Origin of the sequence: Caulobacter sp. 602-2 (assembly GCF_011043625.1) — a bacterium.
Taxonomy (GTDB): domain Bacteria; phylum Pseudomonadota; class Alphaproteobacteria; order Caulobacterales; family Caulobacteraceae; genus Caulobacter.
This window is the reverse complement of the sequence record NZ_JAAKGT010000001.1, coordinates 520,031-542,924: the sequence shown is the minus strand read 5'-3', so window position 1 is coordinate 542,924 and position 22,894 is coordinate 520,031. Positions and strand designations below refer to the sequence as shown.

The 22,894-nt window shown below is 65.9% G+C and carries 14 protein-coding genes; 11 read left to right on the top strand and 3 right to left on the bottom strand.

What is annotated here, in order from left to right; all coding sequences use genetic code 11:
• The first annotated feature begins 108 nt into the window (after positions 1 to 108).
• The 4 genes from G5B46_RS02420 (at position 109) to G5B46_RS02405 (ending at position 9,707) form a co-directional block, all read left to right on the top strand.
• On the top strand, positions 109 to 5,310 hold the full coding sequence (locus G5B46_RS02420) for a DUF11 domain-containing protein (protein WP_165255737.1): 5,202 nt from the start codon (positions 109 to 111) through the stop codon (positions 5,308 to 5,310).
• Positions 5,307 to 7,097: a type I secretion system permease/ATPase gene (locus G5B46_RS02415; protein WP_165255735.1), complete on the top strand. Its 1,791-nt coding sequence runs from the start codon at positions 5,307 to 5,309 to the stop codon at positions 7,095 to 7,097. The genes G5B46_RS02420 and G5B46_RS02415 overlap by 4 nt, the downstream gene beginning before the upstream one ends.
• 5 nt (positions 7,098 to 7,102) lie before the next feature.
• Positions 7,103 to 8,479, top strand: a complete 1,377-nt coding sequence (locus tag G5B46_RS02410) for an HlyD family type I secretion periplasmic adaptor subunit (protein ID WP_165255734.1) — start codon at positions 7,103 to 7,105, stop codon at positions 8,477 to 8,479.
• A 364-nt stretch (positions 8,480 to 8,843) separates the two neighbouring features.
• Positions 8,844 to 9,707 (top strand): tyrosine-type recombinase/integrase, encoded by an 864-nt coding sequence (locus tag G5B46_RS02405; RefSeq protein ID WP_165255732.1) that lies wholly within the window; start codon positions 8,844 to 8,846, stop codon positions 9,705 to 9,707.
• A 349-nt stretch (positions 9,708 to 10,056) separates the two neighbouring features.
• Here the strand turns inward: G5B46_RS02405 and G5B46_RS02400 are convergent, their stop codons facing one another.
• Together G5B46_RS02400 and G5B46_RS02395 are read right to left on the bottom strand one after the other, a co-directional pair.
• Positions 10,057 to 10,953 carry a 3'-5' exonuclease gene (locus tag G5B46_RS02400; RefSeq protein ID WP_165255731.1) on the bottom strand — a complete coding sequence of 299 codons (897 nt, stop codon included), beginning with the start codon at positions 10,951 to 10,953 and terminating at the stop codon, positions 10,057 to 10,059.
• Positions 10,950 to 11,828 (bottom strand): endonuclease/exonuclease/phosphatase family protein, encoded by an 879-nt coding sequence (locus tag G5B46_RS02395; RefSeq protein ID WP_165255729.1) that lies wholly within the window; start codon positions 11,826 to 11,828, stop codon positions 10,950 to 10,952. Before G5B46_RS02395 ends, G5B46_RS02400 begins: the two co-directional genes overlap by 4 nt.
• A gap of 276 nt (positions 11,829 to 12,104) precedes the next feature.
• On the opposite strand from G5B46_RS02395, the gene hxsB reads away from it, so the two are divergent.
• The 6 genes from hxsB to G5B46_RS02365 all read left to right on the top strand — a co-directional run bounded on the left by hxsB (position 12,105) and on the right by G5B46_RS02365 (position 20,677).
• Positions 12,105 to 13,547, top strand: a complete 1,443-nt coding sequence (gene hxsB / locus G5B46_RS02390) for a His-Xaa-Ser system radical SAM maturase HxsB (protein ID WP_165255727.1) — start codon at positions 12,105 to 12,107, stop codon at positions 13,545 to 13,547.
• A complete protein-coding gene (hxsC, locus tag G5B46_RS02385) occupies positions 13,544 to 14,686 on the top strand; it encodes a His-Xaa-Ser system radical SAM maturase HxsC (protein WP_165255726.1) in 1,143 nt (380 codons plus the stop codon). Before hxsB ends, hxsC begins: the two co-directional genes overlap by 4 nt.
• Positions 14,673 to 15,698, top strand: a complete 1,026-nt coding sequence (locus G5B46_RS02380) for a TonB family protein (RefSeq protein WP_165255724.1) — start codon at positions 14,673 to 14,675, stop codon at positions 15,696 to 15,698. Before hxsC ends, G5B46_RS02380 begins: the two co-directional genes overlap by 14 nt.
• A gap of 476 nt (positions 15,699 to 16,174) precedes the next feature.
• Complete coding sequence (locus G5B46_RS02375) at positions 16,175 to 17,323, top strand: restriction endonuclease (protein WP_165255722.1); 1,149 nt, start codon at positions 16,175 to 16,177, stop codon at positions 17,321 to 17,323.
• A 236-nt stretch (positions 17,324 to 17,559) separates the two neighbouring features.
• On the top strand, positions 17,560 to 19,269 hold the full coding sequence (locus G5B46_RS02370; protein WP_165255720.1) for an ATP-binding protein: 1,710 nt from the start codon (positions 17,560 to 17,562) through the stop codon (positions 19,267 to 19,269).
• On the top strand, positions 19,259 to 20,677 hold the full coding sequence (locus G5B46_RS02365) for a UvrD-helicase domain-containing protein (RefSeq protein WP_205691430.1): 1,419 nt from the start codon (positions 19,259 to 19,261) through the stop codon (positions 20,675 to 20,677). Before G5B46_RS02370 ends, G5B46_RS02365 begins: the two co-directional genes overlap by 11 nt.
• 218 nt (positions 20,678 to 20,895) lie before the next feature.
• Here G5B46_RS02365 and G5B46_RS02360 read toward each other — a convergent pair whose 3' ends face one another.
• Positions 20,896 to 21,795 (bottom strand): WYL domain-containing protein, encoded by a 900-nt coding sequence (locus G5B46_RS02360; protein ID WP_205691429.1) that lies wholly within the window; start codon positions 21,793 to 21,795, stop codon positions 20,896 to 20,898.
• A gap of 128 nt (positions 21,796 to 21,923) precedes the next feature.
• Between G5B46_RS02360 and G5B46_RS02355 the strand changes: the two genes are divergently transcribed.
• Entirely contained in the window at positions 21,924 to 22,889 is a 966-nt protein-coding gene (locus G5B46_RS02355; protein ID WP_165255717.1) for a CBASS oligonucleotide cyclase, read from the top strand.
• The last annotated feature ends 5 nt before the right edge of the window (positions 22,890 to 22,894 follow it).

The window sequence follows — 22,894 nt, the reverse complement described above, 5'->3', positions numbered from 1 at the left end:
CCTCGGACCCGGCATCCGTCTCCCCCGTCGACGTTGTGATCGAGGCCTTCGTTTGGATCGCGCGGACGAGCCCGGAGGGCCTGCGCGCGGAGCGCTCGGGAGCTAGTCATGGCCGACATAGACCTCACCTCACCTGGCAGTACGACGACGATCGACGGCGTGGTCATCACGCGCGGCGACGCGATCGGTTCAGGCACGGGCATCTACGCCCCGTTCCTGGGCATCCGCGACAACGACGGCAACGAGAACGGCTTCAACACCGACGCCACCGATGTGCTCAACACCGACCAGAGCAAGACCAGCAGCCTGACCTTCAACCAGATCCCGATCCGGGTGATCGACGGGGTGCAGTACCTGGAATTCCGGCTGGACCTGAACGAGACCAACGCCAATCCGTTCACCGCGCTGAATGCGCTGAAGATCTACTACTCGTCGGCTCCGGCCACGGGCGCGGACTATGTCGCCGGCACCCAGGAACTGGACGCCGACTTCACCAAGATCTTCGATCTCGACGCGAGCGGCGACAAGACGCTGCTGATGGACGCGCACTCGTCGGGCAGCGGCAATGACGACTACATCTTCTATGTGCCGGTCTCGCTGTTCGGCGGCGCTGACCTGAGCTCGGCCTACATCACGCTCTACGCCGAGTTCGGCCGCCCCGGCACGGACTACGCCGCCGATGACGGCTTCGAGGAATTCAACACCGAGCAGGCCGCCGTCATCAGCGGGATCAAGTTCCTCGACGCCGACGGCGACGGGGTGCAGGACGCCGGCGAGGCGGGCCTCGGCGGCTGGACGATCTTCGTCGACGAGAACAAGAACGGCGTGCTCGACGCGGGCGAACGCTCGACGGTGACCAAGGCCGACGGCACGTTCCAGATCGGCGGCCTGCCGCTGTCGCTGGGCACGGTGCAGGTCGACGAGGTGCTGCAGGAGGGCTGGACCCAGACCACGGGCGCCTTCGAGACCGTCACCCTCAGCGCGGCCACGACCTACAATGTGCAGATCGGCAACCAGCCGATCCCGCCCCAGGTCGACGTGGTCAAGACGGCCGGGACGCGCACCGACGGCGACGGCAACGGCGATGACGCCGGCGACACCCAGGTGTTCAACTTCACGGTCACCAACACCGGCACGATCAAGCTGCTGAACGTCACCCTGATGGATGACAACGGCACGCCCGGAAACACCGCCGACGACATTCCGATCGCCCTGACGGGCCTGACCGACCAGGACGGCGACGGGCAAGCCGACGACCTCGCGGTCGGCGCCTCGGCGACCGGCAGTCTGCTGCACGTGTTCAGCCAGGCCGAGATCGAGGCCGGCGGCTACACCAACACCGGCACGGCCACGGGCTCGTCGGCCAGCGGCATTTCGGTCTCCGACAGCGACCCCGAAAGCGTGACGCTGACCCGCAATCCGGCGCTGAACATCACCAAGGACGCCAGCGTCCCGGGCGGCACGGCTGACACGGCCGGCGAACAGATCAGCTACACGATCAGCGTGGCCAACACCGGCAACGTGATGCTGGACGGCGTCACCGTCACCGACCCCTATGCCGACGCCGGCTCTATCATGCGCGGCGCCGACACGGTGGGCGACAACGACGCCCTGCTCGAAGTGGGCGAGGTCTGGAGCTACACCGCCAAGCACACGGTCACGCAGGCCGAGATCGACTCCAACGGCGGCGGCGACGGCGCCCTGGAGAACGTCGCCACGGCTGACTCCAATCAGACCGGCCCGGACACCGACGACGCCAGCGTGCCCGTTGATCGCCGGCCCAGCCTCAACATCACCAAGGACGCCACCGTCCCTGGCGGCACGGCCGACACAGCGGGCGAGCAGATCAGCTACACGATCACCGTCGCCAACACCGGCAACACCACGCTGGATGGCGTGACGGTGACCGACCCCTATGCCGACGCCGGCTCGATCATACGCGGCGCGGATATCGTCGGCGACAACGACGCCTTCCTGGAGGTCGGCGAAACCTGGGGCTATACGGCCAAGCACACGGTCACCCAGGCCGAGATCGACTCCAACGGCGGCGGAGACGGCGCCTTGGAAAATGTCGCCACGGCCGACTCCAACCAGACCGGCCCGGACACCGACGACGCCAGCGTGCCCGTCGATCGCCGGCCCAGCCTGAACATCACCAAGGACGCCACCGTCCCTGGCGGCACGGCCGACACGGCGGGCGAGCAGATCAGCTACACGATCACCGTCGCCAACACCGGCAACACCACGCTGGATGGCGTGACGGTGACCGACCCCTATGCCGACGCCGGCTCGATCATACGCGGCGCGGATATCGTCGGCGACAACGACGCCTTCCTGGAGGTCGGCGAAACCTGGGGCTATACGGCCAAGCACACGGTCACCCAGGCCGAGATCGACTCCAACGGCGGCGGAGACGGCGCCTTGGAAAATGTCGCCACGGCCGACTCCAACCAGACCGGCCCTGACACCGACGACGCCAGCGTCCCGGTCGCCCCCAGGCCCAGCCTGAACATCACCAAGGACGCCACTGTCCCAGGCGGCACGGCGGATACCGCGGGCGAGCAGATCAGCTACGTGATCACCGTGGCCAACACGGGCAACACCACGCTGGACGGCGTCACCGTCACCGACCCCTATGCCGACGCTGGCTCGATCATGCGCGGCGCCGATGTGGTCGGCGACAATGACGCCCTGCTGGAGGTCGGCGAAACCTGGGGCTACACCGCCAAGCACACGGTGACCCAGGCCGAGATCGACTCCAACGGCGGCGGCGACGGCGCCCTGGAGAACGTCGCCACGGCCGACTCCAACCAGACCGGCCCCGACACCGACGACGCCAGCGTGCCCGTCGACCGCCGGCCCAGCCTCAACATCACCAAGGACGCCACCGTCCCTGGAGGCACGGCCGACGCGGCCGGCGAGCAGATCAGCTACGTGATCACCGTCGCCAACACCGGCAACACCACGCTGGACGGCGTCACCGTGACTGACCCCTACGCCGACGCCGGTTCGATCATGCGCGGCGCCGATGTGGTCGGCGACAATGACGCCCTGCTGGAGGTCGGTGAAACCTGGGGCTACACGGCCACGCACACCGTTACCCAGGCGGAACTCGACTCCAATGGCGGCGGCGACGGTCAGCTGGAGAACACGGCCACCGCCGACTCCAACCAGACCGGCCCGGACACCGACGACGCCAGCGTGCCCGTCGATCGCCGGCCCAGCCTGAACATCACCAAGGACGCCACCGTCCCTGGCGGCACGGCCGACACGGCGGGCGAGCAGATCAGCTACACGATCACTGTCGCCAACACCGGCAACACCACGCTGGACGGCGTGACGGTGACCGATCCCTACGCCGACGCCGGCTCGATCATGCGCGGCGCGGATATCGTCGGCGACAACGACGCCTTCCTGGAGGTCGGCGAAACCTGGGGCTACACGGCCAAGCACACGGTCACCCAGGCCGAGATCGACTCCAACGGCGGCGGAGACGGCGCCCTGGAAAATGTCGCCACGGCCGACTCCAACCAGACGGGGCCGGACACCGACGACGCCAGCGTGCCTGTCGACCGCCGGCCCAGCCTGAACATCACCAAGGACGCCACCGTCCCCGGAGGCACGGCCGACGCGGCCGGCGAGCAGATCAGCTACGTGATCACCGTGGCCAACACGGGCAACACCACGCTGGACGGCGTCACCGTCACCGACCCCTACGCCGACGCTGGCTCGATCATGCGCGGCGCGGATGTGGTCGGCGACAACGACGCCTTCCTGGAGGTCGGCGAAACCTGGGGCTACACCGCCAAGCACACGGTCACACAGGCCGAGATCGACTCCAACGGCGGCGGCGACGGCGCCCTGGAGAACGTCGCCACGGCCGACTCCAACCAGACCGGCCCCGACACCGACGACGCCAGCGTGCCCGTCGACCGCCGGCCCAGCCTCAACATCACCAAGGACGCCAGCGTCCCCGGGGGCACGGCCGACGCGGCCGGCGAGCAGATCAGCTACGTCATCACCGTCGCCAACACCGGCAACACGACGCTGGACGGCGTGACGGTGACCGACCCCTATGCCGACGCCGGCTCGATCATGCGCGGCGTGGATGTGGTCGGCGACAACGACGCCTTCCTGGAGGTCGGTGAAACCTGGGGCTACACCGCCAAGCACACGGTGACCCAGGCCGAGCTGGACTCCAACGGCGGCGGCGACGGTCAGTTGGAGAACACGGCCACCGCAGACTCCAACCAGACCGGCCCCGACACCGACGACGCCAATGTGCCGGTGCAGCAGCGCGCGAGCATCGACATCGAGAAGTACGTCTCGATCGACGGCGGCGCGACCTGGAGCGACGCGGACGACCCCATGGGGCCGATCGCCACCTCCAGCGCCAGCATCGCCTTCAAGTTCGTGGTCACAAACACCGGCAACGTCACCCTGACCAACACCGCGGTGACGGACTCGGTGTTCGACCTGAACGGCGCGGCGGCGGGCACGGCGCGTGATCTCGGCAACCTGGCGGTCGGCGCCAGCACCGAGTTCCAGATCACCGCGCCCTGGACCTCGGGCCAGCACGTCAACGACGCCACCGCGTCGGGGACTTACTCCGGCGGCACGACCAGCGACCACGACCTGGCCTATTACTACGGTCTGATCGACACGGTGGGCGTGCGCACCCCCGGCTTCTGGCTGTCGCCCAATGGGCTGACCTTCTGGGACGGCACGGTGGGCAACGAGACCAAGTCCGGTCCCGATTTCCCCGACGGCGAACTGCTGGCCTACAACAACGGCATCGTCGACGGTCCCGACCCGGGCAACAGCAACAAGGAAGAGCGCTACATCCTGCTGGGCGACGACAACGGCAACGGGATCACCGACGCCGGCGAAGACACCCTGCAGATGTCGCTGGCCCTGGCGCTGAAGGTGCTGGACGCCTCGCAGAAGCCTTCGCAGGACGCCCGCTACGTTCTGGGCCGCGACGTCATCGCCGCCTGGCTGAACTTCGAGGCCGGCAACGCCTCGGGCGATCCGCTCGATCCGAACAGCCCCGCCGCCAAGATGAACCAGGCCATCGACTGGCTGCAGCAGTACGCCGACGCCAATCATGACGGCATCGCCGACTTCAACGGACCGGCCGTCAAACAGAACAGCGCGGCCTGGCAAGGCTCCGGCGCGGCCCTCCACACCGCGCTCGACGACTACAACAACAATGGCACGATCAGCGGCTTCACCTTCGCCGGCGACGGCGACGACAAGCTGTTCGTCACCATGCTGACCCGCTACCACGCCGAGGACACCCTCGCATGAGCGGGCGGGGCGGCGAGGGCAGGGCGAGAGGCTCGGGGCGGCGACCGCTCCCCGAGCCGCTGGCCAGCGCTCTGGGAACCTGCCGGCGGCATCTGCTAATCGCCGCCGGCTTCAGCGCCCTGGTCAACATCCTCTACCTGGCGCCGACCCTCTACATGCTGCAGATCTACGACAGGGTCCTGCCCACCGGCGGGCTCCTGTCGCTTGCGTTTCTGACGGTGGCGGTCGTCTTCGCCCTGGCCACCCTGGCCATGCTGGACAGCCTGCGTCAGCGCATCCTGGTGCGGTTGGGCCTGCGCCTGGACCGCCTGCTGGCGCCCGAGGTGCTGACCCGGCTGACCGGCGGGCTCGGTCCCGACGCCGGGCCGCGCCTGCGCCAGGCCATGCGGGAGTTCGATTCCTTCCGCAACGTCGTCGCCGGCCCCGCCGCCACGGCGATGCTCGACGCGCCCTGGACGCCGATCTACCTGGCGCTCTGCTTCGTGCTGCATCCCTTGTTGGGCATGATTTCGGTGATCGGCGCGGGCGCGCTGCTGATCCTGGCTATCCTCAACGAACAGGCCACCCGCGCCAAGCTGGAGGCCCTCAACGAAGCCTCGGCCCAGGCCTACGCCACGCAGGAGGCGATCGCCAGCCAGGGCGGCCTGGTTAAGGCGCTGGGCATGCGCGAGCCGCTCATCGTGCGCCAGCTGCTCGACCGCCGCGCCGCCGTGGGCCTGCAGGCCGACGCCCAGTTCACGGGCGGGATCTATACGGGCCTGATCCGCTTCCTGCGCCTGACCCTGCAGTCGCTGGCGCTGGGGACCGGCGCATGGCTGGCCGTGCGGCACGAGATCTCGGCCGGCGGCGTGATCGCCGCCTCGATCCTGCTCAGCCGCAGCCTGGCGCCCGTCGAGCAGATCGTCGGCGCCTGGAAGAGCGTGATCCAGGCCCGCGACGGCCTGCGCACCCTGGTCGACCTCTTCGAGCGCTCTCCCGCCGCGCCGGTCCGCACGCGCCTGCCCGAACCCAAGGGCCGACTGCGGGCCGAACAGGCAGGCGTCCGTACGCCGGACGGCGCGGGCATGATCCTGCGCGGCGTGTCCTTCGACCTCAATCCGGGCGAGATCATCGGCGTCGTGGGGCCCAGCGGCGCGGGCAAGACCACCCTGGCCAGGGTGCTGGTCGGGGCCCTGACGCCCGACCTCGGCTGCGTGCGCATAGACGGCGCGGACCTGGCCGACTGGCAGTCCGAGCGCCTGGCGGCCCACATCGGCTACCTGCCGCAGAACTGCGGCCTGTTCGCCGGCACGGTGAAGGAGAACATCGCCCGCTTCGCCAGCATCACCGAAAGCGACCCGCGCGAAATCGACGAGCGCGCGGTGGCGGCGGCGACCGCGGCCGGCGCGCACGAGATGATCCTGCGGCTGCCCCAGGCCTACGACACGCCGCTCGGACCGGGCGGGGCAGGGGTGTCGGCCGGCCAGGCCCAGCGCCTGGCCCTGGCTCGCGCGCTCTACGGCTCTCCCCAGGTGTTCGTGCTCGACGAGCCCAACTCCAACCTCGACTTCGAGGGCGAGACGGCGCTGGAGCACGCGATCGCGGCCCAGAAGGCGAGGGGGGCGGCGCTGGTGGTCATCGCCCATCGCCTCAACATCCTGGGCGTGGCCGACAAGCTGCTGGTGCTGCGTGACGGCGCCATGGACCTCTACGGCCCCCGCCGCGAGGTGCTGCAGGCGCTGGAAGCGCGGGTGGCCGGACTGCCGCGGCCGGCCAATGCGCCGCCTGATCTTCGGGTTTCGGGGTGAACGCCATGACCGGTTCGCTAGCTGTCTACAAACCAGGGGCTCTGGTCACGGTCGAGGCCTACAAGGCCGAAGATCCGGCCGACGCCCCGCATTGGGAACTGCGCGTCGGCCTGGCCGCGGCCGGCGCGTTCTTCGTCGGGTTCCTGGGCTGGGCCGCCTTCGCTCCCCTGGACGCCGGGGCCTATGCGCAAGGCGTGGTGGTGGTTTCCGGCAGCCGCCAGGCCGTCCAGCATCGGGAAGGCGGGGTGATCTCGGCCCTGCGCGTGCAAGAGGGCGACAAGGTCAGCCAGGGCCAGGTTCTGCTGGAGCTCAACGTCCAGGAGGTGAGGGCGCAGGAGCGGGCGCTGGCCGCCCGGGTCTTCGCCGTCGAGGCCCGCCGGGCCCGGCTGATCGCCGAGCGCGACGGCCTGGCCGCGCCGGTCACCCCGGTCGCCTTCGCCGGGCTGGCGCCCGAAGACCAGGTCCTGGCCGACGAGGCCATGGGCCTGGAGCGCCGGCAACTGGCCGCCCAGCGCGCGGCGCTGGCCTCGCGACGCGGCGTGCTGGGCGAACGCGCCAGCCAGCTGGCCGAGCAGATCAACGGCTACAACCGCCAGCTGGCCGCCAATCGCGAGCAGCAGCGGCTGATCGGCGAGGAACTGGAGGGCATGCGCAAGCTGGCCGCCCAGGGCTATGCGCCGCTGACCCGGGTGAGGGCGCTGGAACGCGCCGCGGCCGATCTGGTTGGAACCGACGGCGCCTACCGCGCCCAGGCCGCCAGCGCCCGCGAAGGCATCGGCGAGACCCGCATGCAGGCCCTGCAGGGCGACCGCGAGCACATGGACGAGGTGATCGCCGACCTGCGCCAGTCCGAGATCGAGCTCAACGACCTCAAGCCCAAGCTGGCCGCCGCGCGCGACCAGCTCTCGCGCGGCATGGTCAGGGCGCCGGCCTCGGGCCAGGTGGTGGGTCTGAAGGTGTTCACCGTCGGCGGGGTCGCCGCGCCCGGCGACACGCTGATGGAGATCGTGCCGCAGCGCGCGCCGCTGGTCATCGAGGCCCGCGTTTCTCCCAACGACGCCGATGATGTGCACGTGGGCCAGAACGCCGACGTCAAGTTCACGGCGTTCCATGACCGCCATCTGCCGCTGCTGCAGGGCACGGTGACCAAGCTCTCGGCCGACGGCTTCACCGACGAGAAGACGGGCGCGCGCTATTTCCGCGCCGAGGTCGCCGTGCCGCCGGAGGAACTGGCCGCGCTGAAGCAGCCGGGCCGCGAGCCGCCGGCGCTGAAGCCGGGGCTGCCGGTCGAGGTGGTCGCGCCGCTGCGCAAGCGCACCGCGTTGCAGTACCTGCTTGAGCCGTTGCAGCAGCGGCTGTTCAGGACGTTCCGGGAGCAGTGAGGGCGCGGCAATAGGAATATCTTCCTGACGATACAAACAGCGAGCCGCGCCTCAATGTTTATCGCCTAAGGAATATTATCAGCAATAATATCTCGACCTGTCTGACGCGCGGCAACGTCTGTCACGGGTCAGAATTAATGACCCCGTTGGTTGCTGTCCCGAAAATCGGCAGAGTTATTGTCCTCGACGCGTCAAAGTATCTGTCCGAGGCCTTATCCCGCGCCAAGGCGCAGCCCCGGTCGTACACTCGCGCCAGCCTCAACTGGAGCGAGCGAGAATGGGCGATCCAAAACGTCTCCCGGAGACTGCGCGGGCTCTAGCTCAATCGCATCACTATCGAACCACGGCCCAGGCCGCAGCGACCGTGAGCGCCTACGCGGCCGACGTCGAACGCTATAGCCTCTGGTGCGCGCATCGCGGCTTGGTGGCGCTTCCGGCCGAACCCGAGATTATTGGCGCCTACATCGCCGGTCACAGCGGAAGCCACGCCACCGCCACGCTCCGTCGTTGGATCGCAGCGATAGCCCAAGCTACACGCCTGGCAGGGTCAATGATCGACACCAGTCATCCGGCCATCGCGTTCAACCTCGCCAAATCTGGCAATGATCGCAAACGGAGCGCACGTTCTGCCGGCGCAGTAACCGTTGAACGCATGAGGCTTCTCGTCGAGACCTGCGAAGAAACGTTAGCGGGAAAGCGCGACAAAGCCCTGCTTCTAATCGGCTTCGCTGGGGCCCTTAGGCGTTCGGATTTGGCCACTCTCCAGGTGGCGGATATTAGCAAGACTGACGGTGGGCTGACGATCCTCATCAAGGGCGTACCAGCTAGCCATCAGGTAGCCACCAACCGCATCGACGTCGGCCGCCACCCCGCCACCTGCCCTGTCCGAGCGCTCGAAAACTGGCTAAAGGCGGCGGTGATTACTGAGGGTCCACTATTCCGAAAAGTGGTGCGCGGGGGTCATGTGCAAGCGCACCCACTGAGTGCGGGCGGCGTTTGGCAGATCGTCAAGAAGCGCTGCCAAGCAGCAGGATTGGAGAGCGGTGATTTCGAGTATTTCAGCCCCCAATCCTTAAGGGCCGGCTTTATTGAGTCGACATACAACGCTGGCGTTGCGACCGGCGATATAATCGCGCATTCGCGCCACAAGAGGCCCCCACCCATACGAGGTCGCATCAATCGAACCGGCGCGAACCACTGCAAATTCGTGAGCAGGCTAGACCTGTAGCTGCGGGCTTTGGGGATACCATCAATAGCGGGAGGATTGGGAAATAGCAGAGCAAAGCCCCCTCCTCCGTCTATTATCGCCGGGAGCAGGCGTTTATTCGTTTCGAAGCGTCTTTTCGCCGTTCAACCTGACCTGCTCATAGTGTCGTTCCATGCGCTCTATCATCTGATCCAAGAACTCCGTAGCCTCCACTCCGCTAAGGCAGCGACCCTCCCGACAGTCCAGGCGAGCTTGTTCCAGCATCCTGGCAAATTCGACCGAATTTGACATCCGTCGGAATCCTTCCCGTTAGACTCTAAAGGAGGGGCTCTCGAACGCCTTAGTTGTCAACAGCCTCCTGGCAACGGGCCTAGGCGCGCTCGGAGAAGCGCTCGAATGCGGTGATGCGCCGGGTCAGCGGATCGACAGCTCCCCGATAGATATCGCTGCTCAGGAACGCGATCTCCGCGTCGCGATCGGCCTCGTCGACATCGATATACCAAGCGCGTGGCGCGGGCCCCGCCTCGCCGTTCCAGCGATAGCCGCGAGCCTTCAGCACATCCTTAAGCTCAAAGGGCGCCTGGTCGGCCCAGATCCGCACGCTGGTCTTGCGGGCCGTGGCGAGCAGGGTCTGAAAGCCCGTGCCGCCCGTCCCCGGCAAGGGCGCCGAGAGGATCTCAAGCGTGGCCAGGCAGTCGTGCGATGCGCGATGGCCTTCATGGTAGAAGCCATAGCCGGCGGCAAGAAAGGCCAGCTTGCCGCTTTCGAAGCCCGCCGTCCGCCAGTCGATCTGAGCGTAGGAACAGGCCCAGGGCTTGAAGGCGAAATCCGGACAGAAGGCTTCGGCGAAGCGCCGGTCGAAGGCGGCATTGTGGGCGACGATCAAGGCGGCGGAGGCGATGAAGGCGGCGACCTCGGCCGGATCGACGACCTGCCCGGCCACCATGGCGTCGGTGAGTCCTGTCAGCCTGGTGATCTCAGGCGAGATTGGCCCCGCGGGCTGGCGTAGGCGCGAGAACGGCTCGCCGACCGAGAGGATGCGTCCACCCGCGTCGTAGGTGAACGGCACTAGGCCAAACTCGATGATCTCGTCGTTGCGGGGATCAAGGCCGGTGGTCTCCAGATCCAGAACGATTCCCTGGCGCACGATCCCTGTCGCGCTGCCGCCGATGTGCCGCGGACCATCTAGCCGCCGCAGGACCCTGTAGCGTCCGCTCTCTTCGAGCGTGCGCGCCATGGCTTCAAGCGCTTCGGGCGAGATCGTCACCGGACCAGGGCGACGATAGGGCAATGATCGGAAGGGCGGGTCTCTCCGCCGCCGTAGGTCAACTCCTCGAACCCGACGAGGTCGCGGGCGCTGCGGGCGTCGAGCACCACGTGATCGATGAACTCGCCGTAGCGCGGGTCACACTTGGGAGTAGTCTGGCCCTCCGCCAGGGAGAGGTCGGCATTCGCCGGATCGCCGTCGTCGAGGTCGGCCCAGATAGTGTCGCCGGCCCGTGCCAGGCGGCGATTGAAGTCGCCCAGCACGGCGAAGCGAACGCCCTCGCGCGCTGCCTGGTCGATCCACGCTTCCAGCACCGGAACCTGGCGGCTCAGCGTCTGGCAGGCCTGCCCGCTCTGACCGGACGCGCAGCCCGACTTTAGGTGCACGGCCAGGAGCCGAAGCGGTGCATGGCCGCGTGCACGGACGGTAATGTCGACGCCTGAGCGCAGATTGGGATCGCCCAATTGCAGCTCGGTCAGGTCGACGGCGCGGTCGTAGTCGACGCCCTTGCGGATGGCGAAACCGACGGCCTGGCGCGTGGAGGTGCGCCCCTCCATGCCTCGGCAGTCGAACGACGCGCCGGCCGGCCGAGCTTCGACGATAACGTCGTACTTGGCCGGATCGAAGACTCGCTTGGCCGCCTTCACCGACTCCACTTCCTGGAAAGCGACGACGTCGGCGTCCAGGCGCTCGGCATAGGCGCGCATCAGCACATAGTCGGCGTCAGTACGCGGCCGACACCCTTTGGCACCGTCCTCCGACAGGTGCTCCATGTTCCAAGTGGCGATGCGCAGCGGCGCAGGCGCGCGCGCCTGGCTTGTCGCGCACCCACCAAGGGCGGCGATCATGGCCAGGGCGACGATGGACTTCAGCATGAGACTCTCCCGACAAAGTCTCCTTAGGCCGCAAGGACCTGCGTACGCCATCAAAATACAACCGCTACAGCGAGGGTCTTCAAGACAAGGCCCGAGGCGAAGATGCGCCAACACCCAGCGCGCGAAAACACGCTGATCTTGGATCTGAAACCTTCCACCCGCAGCGCATACGGCCACCAAGCCTCTGAAACCGATAGCCAATTTATCGACGCAACGTTTGAGCTTCCCTACAACGGCCCATCCCGGTTAGGTTGATCGAAGCTTTCGGGGGAGAGCGTGCTTCGATCCATCGCACTAACGGCGCCGGCGGCGTCGCATCTGGTCACCAACCGTCGCGGCGAATATGCGATCCTGAACCAGGACGATCATCTGCTCTGGCGTGATGGCGCCATGCCGGGCAGCCACCCCCGGTATGATGATCTTCTCGCGCTCGGCTTCATCGAGCGGCCCGGCCGCGGTGGCCAGGCGCTTGAGGCGGCCGCCGAGCGCACGCGCCAAGCCTTCCTGCTTGATGGCCCAGCCCTGCATATCTTCGTGGTCACCCTGCGCTGCGACCATGCTTGTGGCTATTGTCAGGTCTCGCGCGCCGCTGAGGGCGCAACAGGCTTCGACATGTCGTGGGAAGACGCGCTCGCGGCGATCGACCGTGTGTTCGAAGCGCCGGCCCAGGCGCTCACGGTCGAATTCCAGGGCGGCGAGCCGGCCCTGCGCTTCGACCTCGTCGAATGCATCGTCTTGGAGGTCGAGCGACGCAATGCCGACCAAAGCCGCGGCATCCGCTTTTCCCTAGTCTCGACGCTCCACCACCTCGATGAGGCGGCTCTGGAATTCTGCCGCGACCACCAGATTCACATCTCGACCTCGATCGACGGGCCGGCCCTGCTGCATGACCGCCAGCGACCCAACCCGACCCGCGACAGCTTCACGCGTACGGTAGAGAGTCTGGCGCGCGCTCGTGCGATCGTCGGTCACGACGGTGTCGTGGCCATGCCCACCCTGACCCGCGCAGCCCTTGATGATCCCAGAGCGGTGATCGACACCTATCGGGAGCTCGGCTTCGGTTCGATCTTCCTGCGGCCGATCAGCCCCTACGGCTTTGCGCTCAAGACCCGCCGAGCCATTGGCTATCCAATGGAAGCGTTCGTCAGGTTCTACGCCCAGGCGCTCGACTATCTGCTGGCCCTGAACAGGGCCGGCGAGCCGATGGTGGAGACCTACGCGGCGATCCTGCTGCGCCACATCTTCACGCCGTTCGGCTCGGGCTATGTCGACCTGCGCTCACCGGCCGGCGCCGGGCTTGGGGTGCTGGTCTACAACTACGATGGCCAGGTCTATCCGGCGGACGAGGCGCGAATGGCCGCGCAAACTGGAGATGGTCGGTTCGCGCTAGGGTCGGTCCACGACCGCTTCGAGGATCTGATGGCCTCGCCAGCGATGCGCTGGCTGGCGACCGGCGCCGTCGCCGAGGACCTGCCCGGCTGCGGCGATTGCGCTTTCGTGCCGTTCTGCGGCGCCGACCCCGTCTATCACGCTGCCGCCCACGGCGATCCGGTCGGCGATCGGGCGACCAGCGATTTCTGCACCAAGCACATGGGCCTGTTCCAGATCCTCTTTGGCCATATCGCCCGCAGCGACGCGCAGGACATGCGCACCTTCACCGCCTGGGCCTTTGGCCGCGGCCGTGACGAGGTCATCGACGCAGGCTACGTGCCGCAATGACCCTGGGCCTAGCGCTTCACACTCATGGTCGCTCGAGCGGGGTCGAGGGCGTTCGGATCCTCAAGCTCCTGTCGGCGCAGGAGTGGGACAAAAGCCCCCTGCCCCGCGCCAGCCGCGCTCGCTGGACGGGCGCGGCATGGGTCGGCGGCGAGGCCGACGAGATCGTCCTCTCTGATCTGCGCCATGAGCGCGTCGCGGAACCTGGCGATGTGGTGCGACTACGCCAGAACGGCTCAATGGTCTCGGTGCTGTGGCGCCGTGGAGCCAAGACCAACAGCCTGTTCGCCACCGAACGCTGCAACAGCCTGTGCCTGATGTGCTCGCAGCCGCCGCGCGACGAGGACGACAGCTGGCGGGTGCGCGAGCTGCTGGAGACCATCGACCTGGTCGATCCCGACGCCCAACAGCTCGGCGTCACCGGTGGAGAGCCGACCCTCCTGAGCGATGGTCTTTCTGCGCTACTGCGCCGGTGCGGCGAGAAGCTGCCAAACACCCAGCTCCACGTCCTGACCAACGGCCGAAACTTCCAGGACGGCGCGGCCGCCGCCGACTGGATCGCCGCAGGCGGCGAGCGCACGACCTGGGCCGTGCCGCTCTATGCAGATGTCCCCCACCTTCATGACGAGGTGGTCGGCGCGCCTGGCGCCTTCGACGAGACGCTCGACGGCCTACATGAGCTGGCCCGCCACGGAGCTCGGGTCGAGATCCGAGTGGTCCTGCATCGCCTGACCATCCCGCGCCTGCCCAAGCTCGCCGAGTTCATCTACCGCCGCCTGCCCTTCGTTGAACACGTGGCGCTAATGGGGCTTGAGCCCATGGGCCTAGCCAAGGGCAATCGCGAGCGGCTGTGGATCGATCCCGTCGACTACGCCGCCCCGCTGCAGGCCGCTGCGTACCATCTGGCCAATCGCGGCATGACCGTCTCGGTCTACAACCTGCCGCTCTGCGCCCTGCCCCGCGCCATCTGGCCGTTCGCCCGCCAATCGATCTCCGAATGGAAGAACCGCTATCCCGACGAGTGCGAGCCCTGCGTGGTCAAGGATCACTGCGCGGGCTTCTTCGCCTCAGCCGGCTCCGAATGGCGCAGCCGCGCGCTCGCGCCCCTGACCTATGAGGACTTCGCCGATGAAATGGCGTGATCACCTGGCGCTACTGCTCGGCGCGGCAAGTCCCTTCGCTCTGATCGGCGAGCCGGTGCTGGCCACGCCCGCGCCGATGGAAGAGGGCGCGAGCGCTGATCCCCCTCAGGTTCATAAGGATCTGCTGGTGTTCCGCGATCCGGCCGAACGCCAGCGCCTGCTGCTGTTCGCCGGCCACCGCTCGCATTCAAGCCACAGCAGTCACCGTAGCCACAGCTCGCACTACAGCGGCAGCCGCGGTCACAGCAGCCACAGCTCCCACTACTCGAGCTCAGGCGCGGGCGTGACGCCCGCGCCGCTCTATTCGCCGCCGGCTGCCACGGCGGCGCCGAAGGCCACCTCGGCTAAGAAGAAGAAACCCAAGGCAAGCGTGAGCGCGCGTCCCGCCGTCGCGACGCCCAGCGTCACGCCATCGACACCAGTTCCTGCCCCGATCACGCCTTCCATGGGCTTTGTCGGCGCGCCGGAAACATCGCCTCCGCCGCGCCAACGACTGACAGCGGACGAGATCACGGACATGGTCCGCAAGGTCCAGATCGCCCTGACCATTCGTGGCTACAAGGTCGGCGCCGCCACCGGCACCTTTAACGCCAAGACCCAGTCGGCCCTCTTGGCATTCCAGGGCGCGCAGGGCCTAAGCGCCACCGGCGCCATGGACCTGGCCACCCTCCAGGCGCTCGGGGTGGATCTGGCCATGCCGTCGAACCGCGCGCACGTGATCACGCGACCGGACTGGATCAGCAAACCGAGCGGCGAGGACTTCGCCCGCGTCTATCCAGATCTAGCCCAACGCGTCGGGCTCGGCGGACGCGCGACGCTTCGCTGCACGGTCGACAGCAGCGGCCGCCTCACCAACTGCTCGATCGTCTCGGAATCGCCGGACGGCTACGGCTTCGGCGCCGCGGCGCTCAAGCTGACGCCGTTGTTCCAAATGCGCCTGCGGACCCTAGACGGCTCAACCGTGGAGGGCGGCGAAATCACCCTTCCCCTCACCTTTAGCATTCCGACCTGAGCCACTTTACGTCGGCCAGACGTGTACAAATAGCTGACCTTGGCTCCGCTCTAGATACGTGACGTTCGCGCACGCGGCGGCGAGCCTGCCGGCCATTAACTCAGTAAACTCGAAAGTCTTCGAAACCGCGCCAGCCGCCGGGCGATTTCACGCATCTTCGGCCAGCGTCGTGACGCTGACTGAAGTGTAAGGATCGCTTTCAGCCTAGTTAAGCGCAAACGCATATCGGCGAGGTCTTCGCGCGCGCCTTGGCGAAGCGAGGCTATGACCCTGCGCTGACGGCGCGGAGGACCGACGGACTGGAGGCTCTGAGCGACGACTTCGCCAAGTACTTTGGCGTCGAAGCTTTCGCCATCCTCGAACAGCCTAGTCACGGCTCCACGCAATCCGCAATCCTCCCGATTGGCACAGCTTGACCGTGACCGCGCTCGAACGGTACTCAACCTAGAAGTTCGTGAGTGGCCTTGGGGCTTAGCATGCCGTTGTCGTCGGACCGTAGGACCAACGAGCCGTACTATCGCTTCCAGCGGTTGGTGGAGGCATTGTTCTGGCTACACGATTTCAAAGTCGAGGCCGACAAGAGGATTTCGCTTCGGGATGACGGACGTCCCTACGAGATCGATCTGCTGGTAACGTCCCCGGCAGGCGCGAAGTCGGTCATAGACGTCAAACTCTACCGATCGCGCACGCCCAATCCCCTCGATCTCTCCAACGCCTGTCAGCGCCTGCTCGCGGCTCAAGCCGCGGTCGGCGCTGACCATGCCGTCCTTGCGACTAACCTTAACCGAAGCCACACGTTCAGCGACGACGCCCTTCCCGGCGGGGTCGTGCTGTTTCCGTTCGACGAGATGCTGGATGCGGCCAAAAGCGACGTGGAGTTGGAGGCTGGTCTGACGGAGATCGGGCGCGAACTGAACTCGGCCTTGAGGGACTTCGATCGTCCAGTTGATGACGGCGCATCGGCGTCCCGGCGGGCTGACGCTCCCGATACCCTACAGACCTTGGTCAGCTTGCGAAGCGCAGACGCTCCCGTTGGGCCATCCGGTCCGCCGCCGTCGCGCAAGGGCCACGAGTTGGCGGCGGAGCTGCGGGAACTTCCGTCAGGCAGCGGTTTTATCAAACTCAGCTCCGAGCGCGAGGGTGTCGCTTGGCGACTGTTCGAGCAGATTTGCCAGGAAGGTTTGAGCTACATCTTCCAGGGCCTGCTAGATCAGTGGGAGGAGCAACAGGCCGTTGGCGGCGACGCCAACCGCTTCGACGCCATGTGTAAAATCACCGGAGATGATGTCTTCAGCCGTACGTTGATCGAAGATTTCTCCAGCCGGTACATCCTGTTCGAGTTCAAGAACTACACCGACGCGGTCAAACCAAACCTGATCCACATCACAGAGAAGTATCTCTATCCCAGGGCGTTGAGGGGAACGGCGATTATCATTTCCCCTCAAGGTCTTTCACTCGATGCGCGAGCGGCTACCCATGGGGCGTTGCGTGATGTCGGCAAGCTTGTCTTGGATCTGAATGTGGATACGCTCTGTAAGATGCTGGAGGACAAGGACAACGGCACCGCGCCTAGCGCCACGATGGAGGGCCTTCTGGATGCCTTTCTCCTGGAAATCGGCCGCTAGGTCGCCCTCCATCAGGCCATCGACATCGCAAAGCCGAAGATCGAGCACCCCTGGCCCCACACCCATGGATCTAGGATCTTGAACGCTAGCGCGCTGATGATACGCGCCGTGGCGCTCTTCGGTGAAGACACCGCCTCATGCTACGTCGCGCCTACGACGCCAGATCGAGACTTGCCAAACACCGCAATCGCAGAGGTAGTGACCACAGACACGATTGAGGAGCTGCACGGCGAAGTATGGCGCGGATACGGCACGTTCAGATTCAGAACTTCCGGTGCATCCAGCAACTCGCTTGGGCACCCTCGCCGGGAATTAACTGCCTGATTGGGCCGGGCGATTCGGGGAAATCGTCGATCCTCGACGCCATCGACTACTGCCTGGGCGCACGCCGAACGGTCCAGATGACCGACGCCGACTTCTACCTGCTCGACGTCGCACACCCCATCGTCATCACCGTCACCATCGGGGAACTCGACGATGCGCTGAAGAGCCTGGAGACCTACGGCAACTACCTCCGCAGCTTCAACGCAGCGACGAGCACGATCGCCGATGAGCCCGAGGCCGGTTCGGAAACTGTCCTGAGCATCCGTCTCACTATAGGCGGCGATCTAGATCCGATCTGGACATTAGCCTCCGACCGGGCCGAAGCCGTCGGCCAGGCGCGCTTCCTGACCTGGGGTGACCGCACCCGGATTGCGCCAACGCGCATCGGTGCATTGGCGGATAACAATCTGGCGTGGCGACGCGGGTCCGTGCTGAATCGGATCTCTGACGAGCGGCCCGAGATGTCGGCGGCTCTGGCGGACGCGGCGCGGACGGCGCGGGCCACATTCGGCGACTTGGCCGAAACCCAACTCGGCGAAACGTTGCGGATCGTCGAGAAGACCGCCACGGAGCTAGGCATTCCGATTGGTGACGGCCTGAAGGCGATGCTGGACACTCACTCGGTGTCATTCAGCGGCGGGACCATCGCGCTCCACGGATCCGACGGCGTTCCGCTGCGAGCCCTTGGGATCGGCTCGACACGCCTGCTGCTGGCAGGACTCCAGCGCAAGGCGGCCGACCAAGCGACCTTGATCCTGATCGACGAGCTGGAACACGGGCTTGAGCCGCATCGGATTCTCCGCCTGCTGGGCTCCATAGGCGCCAAAGAGGCGGCACCGCCGATCCAGGCGTTCATCACCACCCACTCCCCCGTGGCCATTCGCGAGCTGCGTGGCGATCAGCTTTTTGTGGTCCGCAAGACCGCAGGCCGACATGAGGTCACCGTGGTCGGCACGGGCGACGCGACGCAGGGGACGATCCGGCTCTATCCGGAAGCCTTTCTCGCCCCGACCATTGTTGTCTGTGAAGGCGCCAGCGAAGTCGGCCTGCTAAGAGGCATGGACCTTCACCGAGCGGCACAAGGTGAGCAATCGTTGACGGCCGCCGGTGTCGCTTGGGTGGACGCCCAGGGGGTCAGTAAAATCTACGGGCGGGCTAATGCCTTCCGCAGCCTCGGCTATCGGGTCGCCGTCCTGCGCGATGACGATGCCCAGCCTGAAGCGGCAGATGAAGACGCTTTCATCGCCAGTGGCGGGGCGCTCTTCAAATGGCGAGCCGGATGTGCGCTCGAAGACGAGCTGTTCCGTGGTCTAGGCGATCAGGGTGTTCAGAACCTCCTCGGTCGCGCGGTCGAGTTTCTGGATGCCGATCTTGTTGGCGAACACATCCAGTCAGCATCCAACGGCCAGCACACTTATGCCGCCTGCGTCTTCGGGCTCTCGACGGAGCTGCGCATCACTCTCGGCGCGGCCGCTCGGTCCAAGCGCGGGTCGTGGTTCAAGTCGGTGACCAAGATGGAGAGCGTAACCCGCGACATCCTACTCCCTCACCTTGCGAACGCTGATGAGACCCTTCGCGGGACCATGGCGGCGCTGGAAGCGTGGATGGTTCGTGGAGACTGAGATCGACCTTCTGGCGGTGGAACGCGGGACGGTCACGGCACCGGCCGGTTGCGGGAAGACGCATCTGATCGCTGACGCCCTGTCGCGCCACACAGGGGCGAAGCCGATCCTCGTTCTGACCCACACCAACGCCGGGGTGGCGGCCCTGCGCGGGAGGCTGGAACGCTCGCGCGTGCCGGCTTCGGCCTATCGGCTGGCGACGATCGACGGGTGGGCGATGCGGCTGCTGACCTGGTTTCCGCAACGCTGCGGCCACGACCCCGACATCCTGAGTGTCACGAACCCGCGCAATCACTACCCGGCGATCCGCGCCGCCGCACGCGGCCTGCTGGCTGGCCGCCACATTAACGACATCCTGGCGGCCAGCTATGACCGTCTCATCGTCGATGAATACCAGGACTGCTCTGTCCCCCAGCATGAGATCGTGGTTCACGCGAGCACAGCGCTTCGGACCTGCGTCCTTGGCGATCCGCTCCAGGCGATCTTCACGTTCGCCGGACCCACGGCGGATTGGGAGCGTCAGGTCAAGGCGGAGTTCCCTGATGCCGGTGCGCTGAATACGCCCTGGCGCTGGATCAATGCCGGCGAAGAGGCCTTCGGTCGCTGGCTGCTCGACATGCGCCATGTGCTGATTGGCAACGGGTCCATCGACCTAGCGGCGGCCCCCGCCAACGTACAATGGGTCCGCCTGGACGGCGTGAACGATCACCGTATTCGGGTCGGAGCCGGATCGCGCCAGGCGCCCGGTGCGGACGGTCGGGTGCTAATCATGGCGGATTCCACCAACCCCACGGGCCAGCGCGAGTTCGCCGGTCAAATCCCCGGTGGCGTTGTCGTCGAGAACGTGGACATGCGCGACCTCGTCGTCTTCGGCGAACGGTTCGACCTCACGTCGGCCACTCTGGTTGACCACGTTATCAATTTCGCGGGCGGCGTGATGGTCAATGTGGGGGCCACGGCGATGTGCCAGCGCATCGAGACCTTACGAGCCGGTCGTGCCCGCAACCCTCCCACCGAAGCGGAGGCCGTTGCGCTCAGGTTCTGCGAGGCCCCGAGCTACGCTGGCGCCATTGAACTGTTGGAGACGATCAATGCCCAAGGCGGTGTCCGCGCCCACCGTCCGGCGATCCTTCGTGGCGCTTACGAGGTGCTGAACGCGTGTCGCGGCGCCCAAAGCGCGACGCCGGCCGAGGCGGCCGTGGCGGTCCGGGAACGAGCACGGCTGATCGGCCGACCTCTGGCCAGGCGGACGGTCGGGAGCACGCTGCTGCTCAAGGGTCTGGAAGCCGATGTGGCGGTGATCCTAAACCCGGCGGTAATGGATAATCGTCACCTTTACGTCGCGATGACCCGTGGCGCGAAGCAGCTCATCGTTTGCTCCGCCAACCAGCACCTCGTGCCAGTTTAGCGCCTTTGCTGAACAGCGGGGCGCTCCAATGCCGACAGGTTTGAAGATCGCCTCTCCTCAGCATTTGACCGGCAAGCGGCAGACCTTCCCAACGCCCGCGATAAGTCTAGGGTGCCGATGGAACCTTTACGGAGAGCAGACATCCGCGCATCAAGATGGATGGACCTGATGCCAAAGAGACCGTCAGACCTTCGATCCGTGCCGCCTGAAAGCCCCTCCTATGCGCGGGAAAGGCGCGCCTCGACACGCTCCTTAGAGGCGATTTTGGCCTCCTGAATTGCGGCCTGGACCTCCTCAAGGTTTTGAAGCGCAATCTGCGCTCGCGCGGGCGGCAGATCCTTCAGGTCGAGATTCATCCGCATGATGAAGTAGTAGGCCATCGATAGACGCACCTCGATGTCGCGACAGCCGTCGACCATGCTGTAGTCGCGCTGGATCGCCTGCTTCTGCTCTTCGCTCAGTCCGGCGTGGGGACAAAGTTTGAGCGTGACCTTCGTCGTCCACTCGACATCATCTTCAGGGTCATAGTCGACAGGCCTCATGACCCCAAGCTCGTCGATCCTGGTCAGGACGAAGTCGCGGAAGTCCGATCGCTCACAGCACCAAGCACGCAGGTGCCAGCGGTAGCCATCGAAGGCCAGGGCATGCGGGGCGATAGCCCGCCACCTAGAGCTAGTGAGCGACTGATAGCGAACATCTACCGCTTGCCGCGACCGAATGGCGATTAGGATCGCGCGCAACAAGTCGGCATCGACGTGGCGCACGATGTCAGGTGCCATGTCGACGGCGGGGAGGTCCCGATACCAAAGGTCTTCACGCTGGAGCGCGCCCGTCAGGAAAGCCCTGAGCTGAAGGAGGATGCGATTGGCCGAGACGCGAAGGAAGCGAGGCCGCATGTCTTTGGTCGGTAGGTAGGATTTTTCCGTCGCGTTGTACTCGATGTTCTCCCCGGCCACGTCGCGATAGTGGCGCAGGTCCACCGAAGCCTGCGGTGTGGAGATGTTGAACATCTCTTCAAGGTCATTGCGATTAAGCCGTCCTTCCCAGAACAGCTTCCACTCCACGAACTCCAGCCGCCGGTTGAGCGTCCAGCTTCGCCGATCCGCACTTTCGCCCATAAAAACACCCCTATCGTCTCTTGACGGGTATAAACACGATACCCACATAGTTTCGAGATGGGTCGTGTTCTACGATCCACGCATTCTGCCGCAGGTGCAAGTCCTGGCCGGGGGATTGGAGGGGGCGAATGAGCCGCGAACATGTTTCCCACGCTGACATCGCGCGGTTCGCCGCCGAGCGCGTGAATCTGCCGAAGGATAAGGCCGACGAGTACCGCGCCCAGGCGCGCCGGCTCCGCGAAAAGCTGGAAGGCTACCTCGACGAGCATCCCGACTTCACGCTGAAGAAGATGATGCTTTCCGGCAGCCTCGCCAAAGGCACCGCCCTGCGGACGCTGAACGACATCGACGTCGCCTGCTACATCAGCGGCGCCGACGCGCCGCGCAGCACTGCAGCGCTGCTGACCTACCTCGCCGAGCGCCTTCGCAAGGCCTTCCCGAACTTCTCACCGGATCAAGTTCAGCCCCAGACCTATTCGGTGACCGTGTCGTTCCGCGGGAGCGGGCTCGACGTGGATGTGGTGCCGATCCTCTACGATGGCGACCCGGACTGGTATGGCAACCTGGTGAGCCAGGATGACGGCTCCCTTCTGAAGACCAGCATCCCGCTACACCTGCAGTTCACCGGTAAGCGCAAGAAGCAGCAGGAGAAGCATTTCTCGCAGGTCGTCCGGCTGGTGAAGTTTTGGGCGCGTCGGATGAAGCAGGAGCGTGACGGTTTCCGCTTCAAGTCGTTCATGATCGAGATGGTCCTAGCCAAGCTCTGCGACGACGGTCTGGATTTCTCCGACTATCCAGAAGCGCTCCAGCACTTCTTCACCTACGTCGCCCGCAGCGATCTGCGCGAGCGGATCGCCTTTAGCGACTATTATCCGCTATCGACAATCAAGGCCTCCAGCGACACGGTCCAGATCATCGACCCGGTGAACGCCGAGAACAACGTCGCCCGCCTCTACACCCAGGCCAACGCCGACGCGATCGTGGAGGCGGCCATGGACGCCGGGGATGCAATCGACGCGGCCCTGGCCGCACCCAATAAGACCCTGACCGTCGCCTATTGGCAGAAGGTCTTCGGCTCGACCTTCCAAGTCTGAGGCAC

Excerpts from the sequence above, each read along its gene's own strand:
- G5B46_RS02420 (WP_165255737.1), top strand. The coding sequence starts at position 109 with ATGGCCGACATAGACCTCACCTCACCTGGCAGTACGACGACGATCGAC.
- G5B46_RS02415 (WP_165255735.1), top strand. The coding sequence starts at position 5,307 with ATGAGCGGGCGGGGCGGCGAGGGCAGGGCGAGAGGCTCGGGGCGGCGA.
- G5B46_RS02410 (WP_165255734.1), top strand. The coding sequence starts at position 7,103 with ATGACCGGTTCGCTAGCTGTCTACAAACCAGGGGCTCTGGTCACGGTC.
- G5B46_RS02395 (WP_165255729.1), bottom strand. The coding sequence starts at position 11,828 with ATGCTGAAGTCCATCGTCGCCCTGGCCATGATCGCCGCCCTTGGTGGG.
- hxsC (WP_165255726.1), top strand. The coding sequence starts at position 13,544 with ATGACCCTGGGCCTAGCGCTTCACACTCATGGTCGCTCGAGCGGGGTC.
- G5B46_RS02380 (WP_165255724.1), top strand. The coding sequence starts at position 14,673 with ATGAAATGGCGTGATCACCTGGCGCTACTGCTCGGCGCGGCAAGTCCC.
- G5B46_RS02375 (WP_165255722.1), top strand. The coding sequence starts at position 16,175 with ATGCCGTTGTCGTCGGACCGTAGGACCAACGAGCCGTACTATCGCTTC.
- G5B46_RS02370 (WP_165255720.1), top strand. The coding sequence starts at position 17,560 with ATGGCGCGGATACGGCACGTTCAGATTCAGAACTTCCGGTGCATCCAG.
- G5B46_RS02360 (WP_205691429.1), bottom strand. The coding sequence starts at position 21,795 with ATGGGCGAAAGTGCGGATCGGCGAAGCTGGACGCTCAACCGGCGGCTG.
- G5B46_RS02355 (WP_165255717.1), top strand. The coding sequence starts at position 21,924 with ATGAGCCGCGAACATGTTTCCCACGCTGACATCGCGCGGTTCGCCGCC.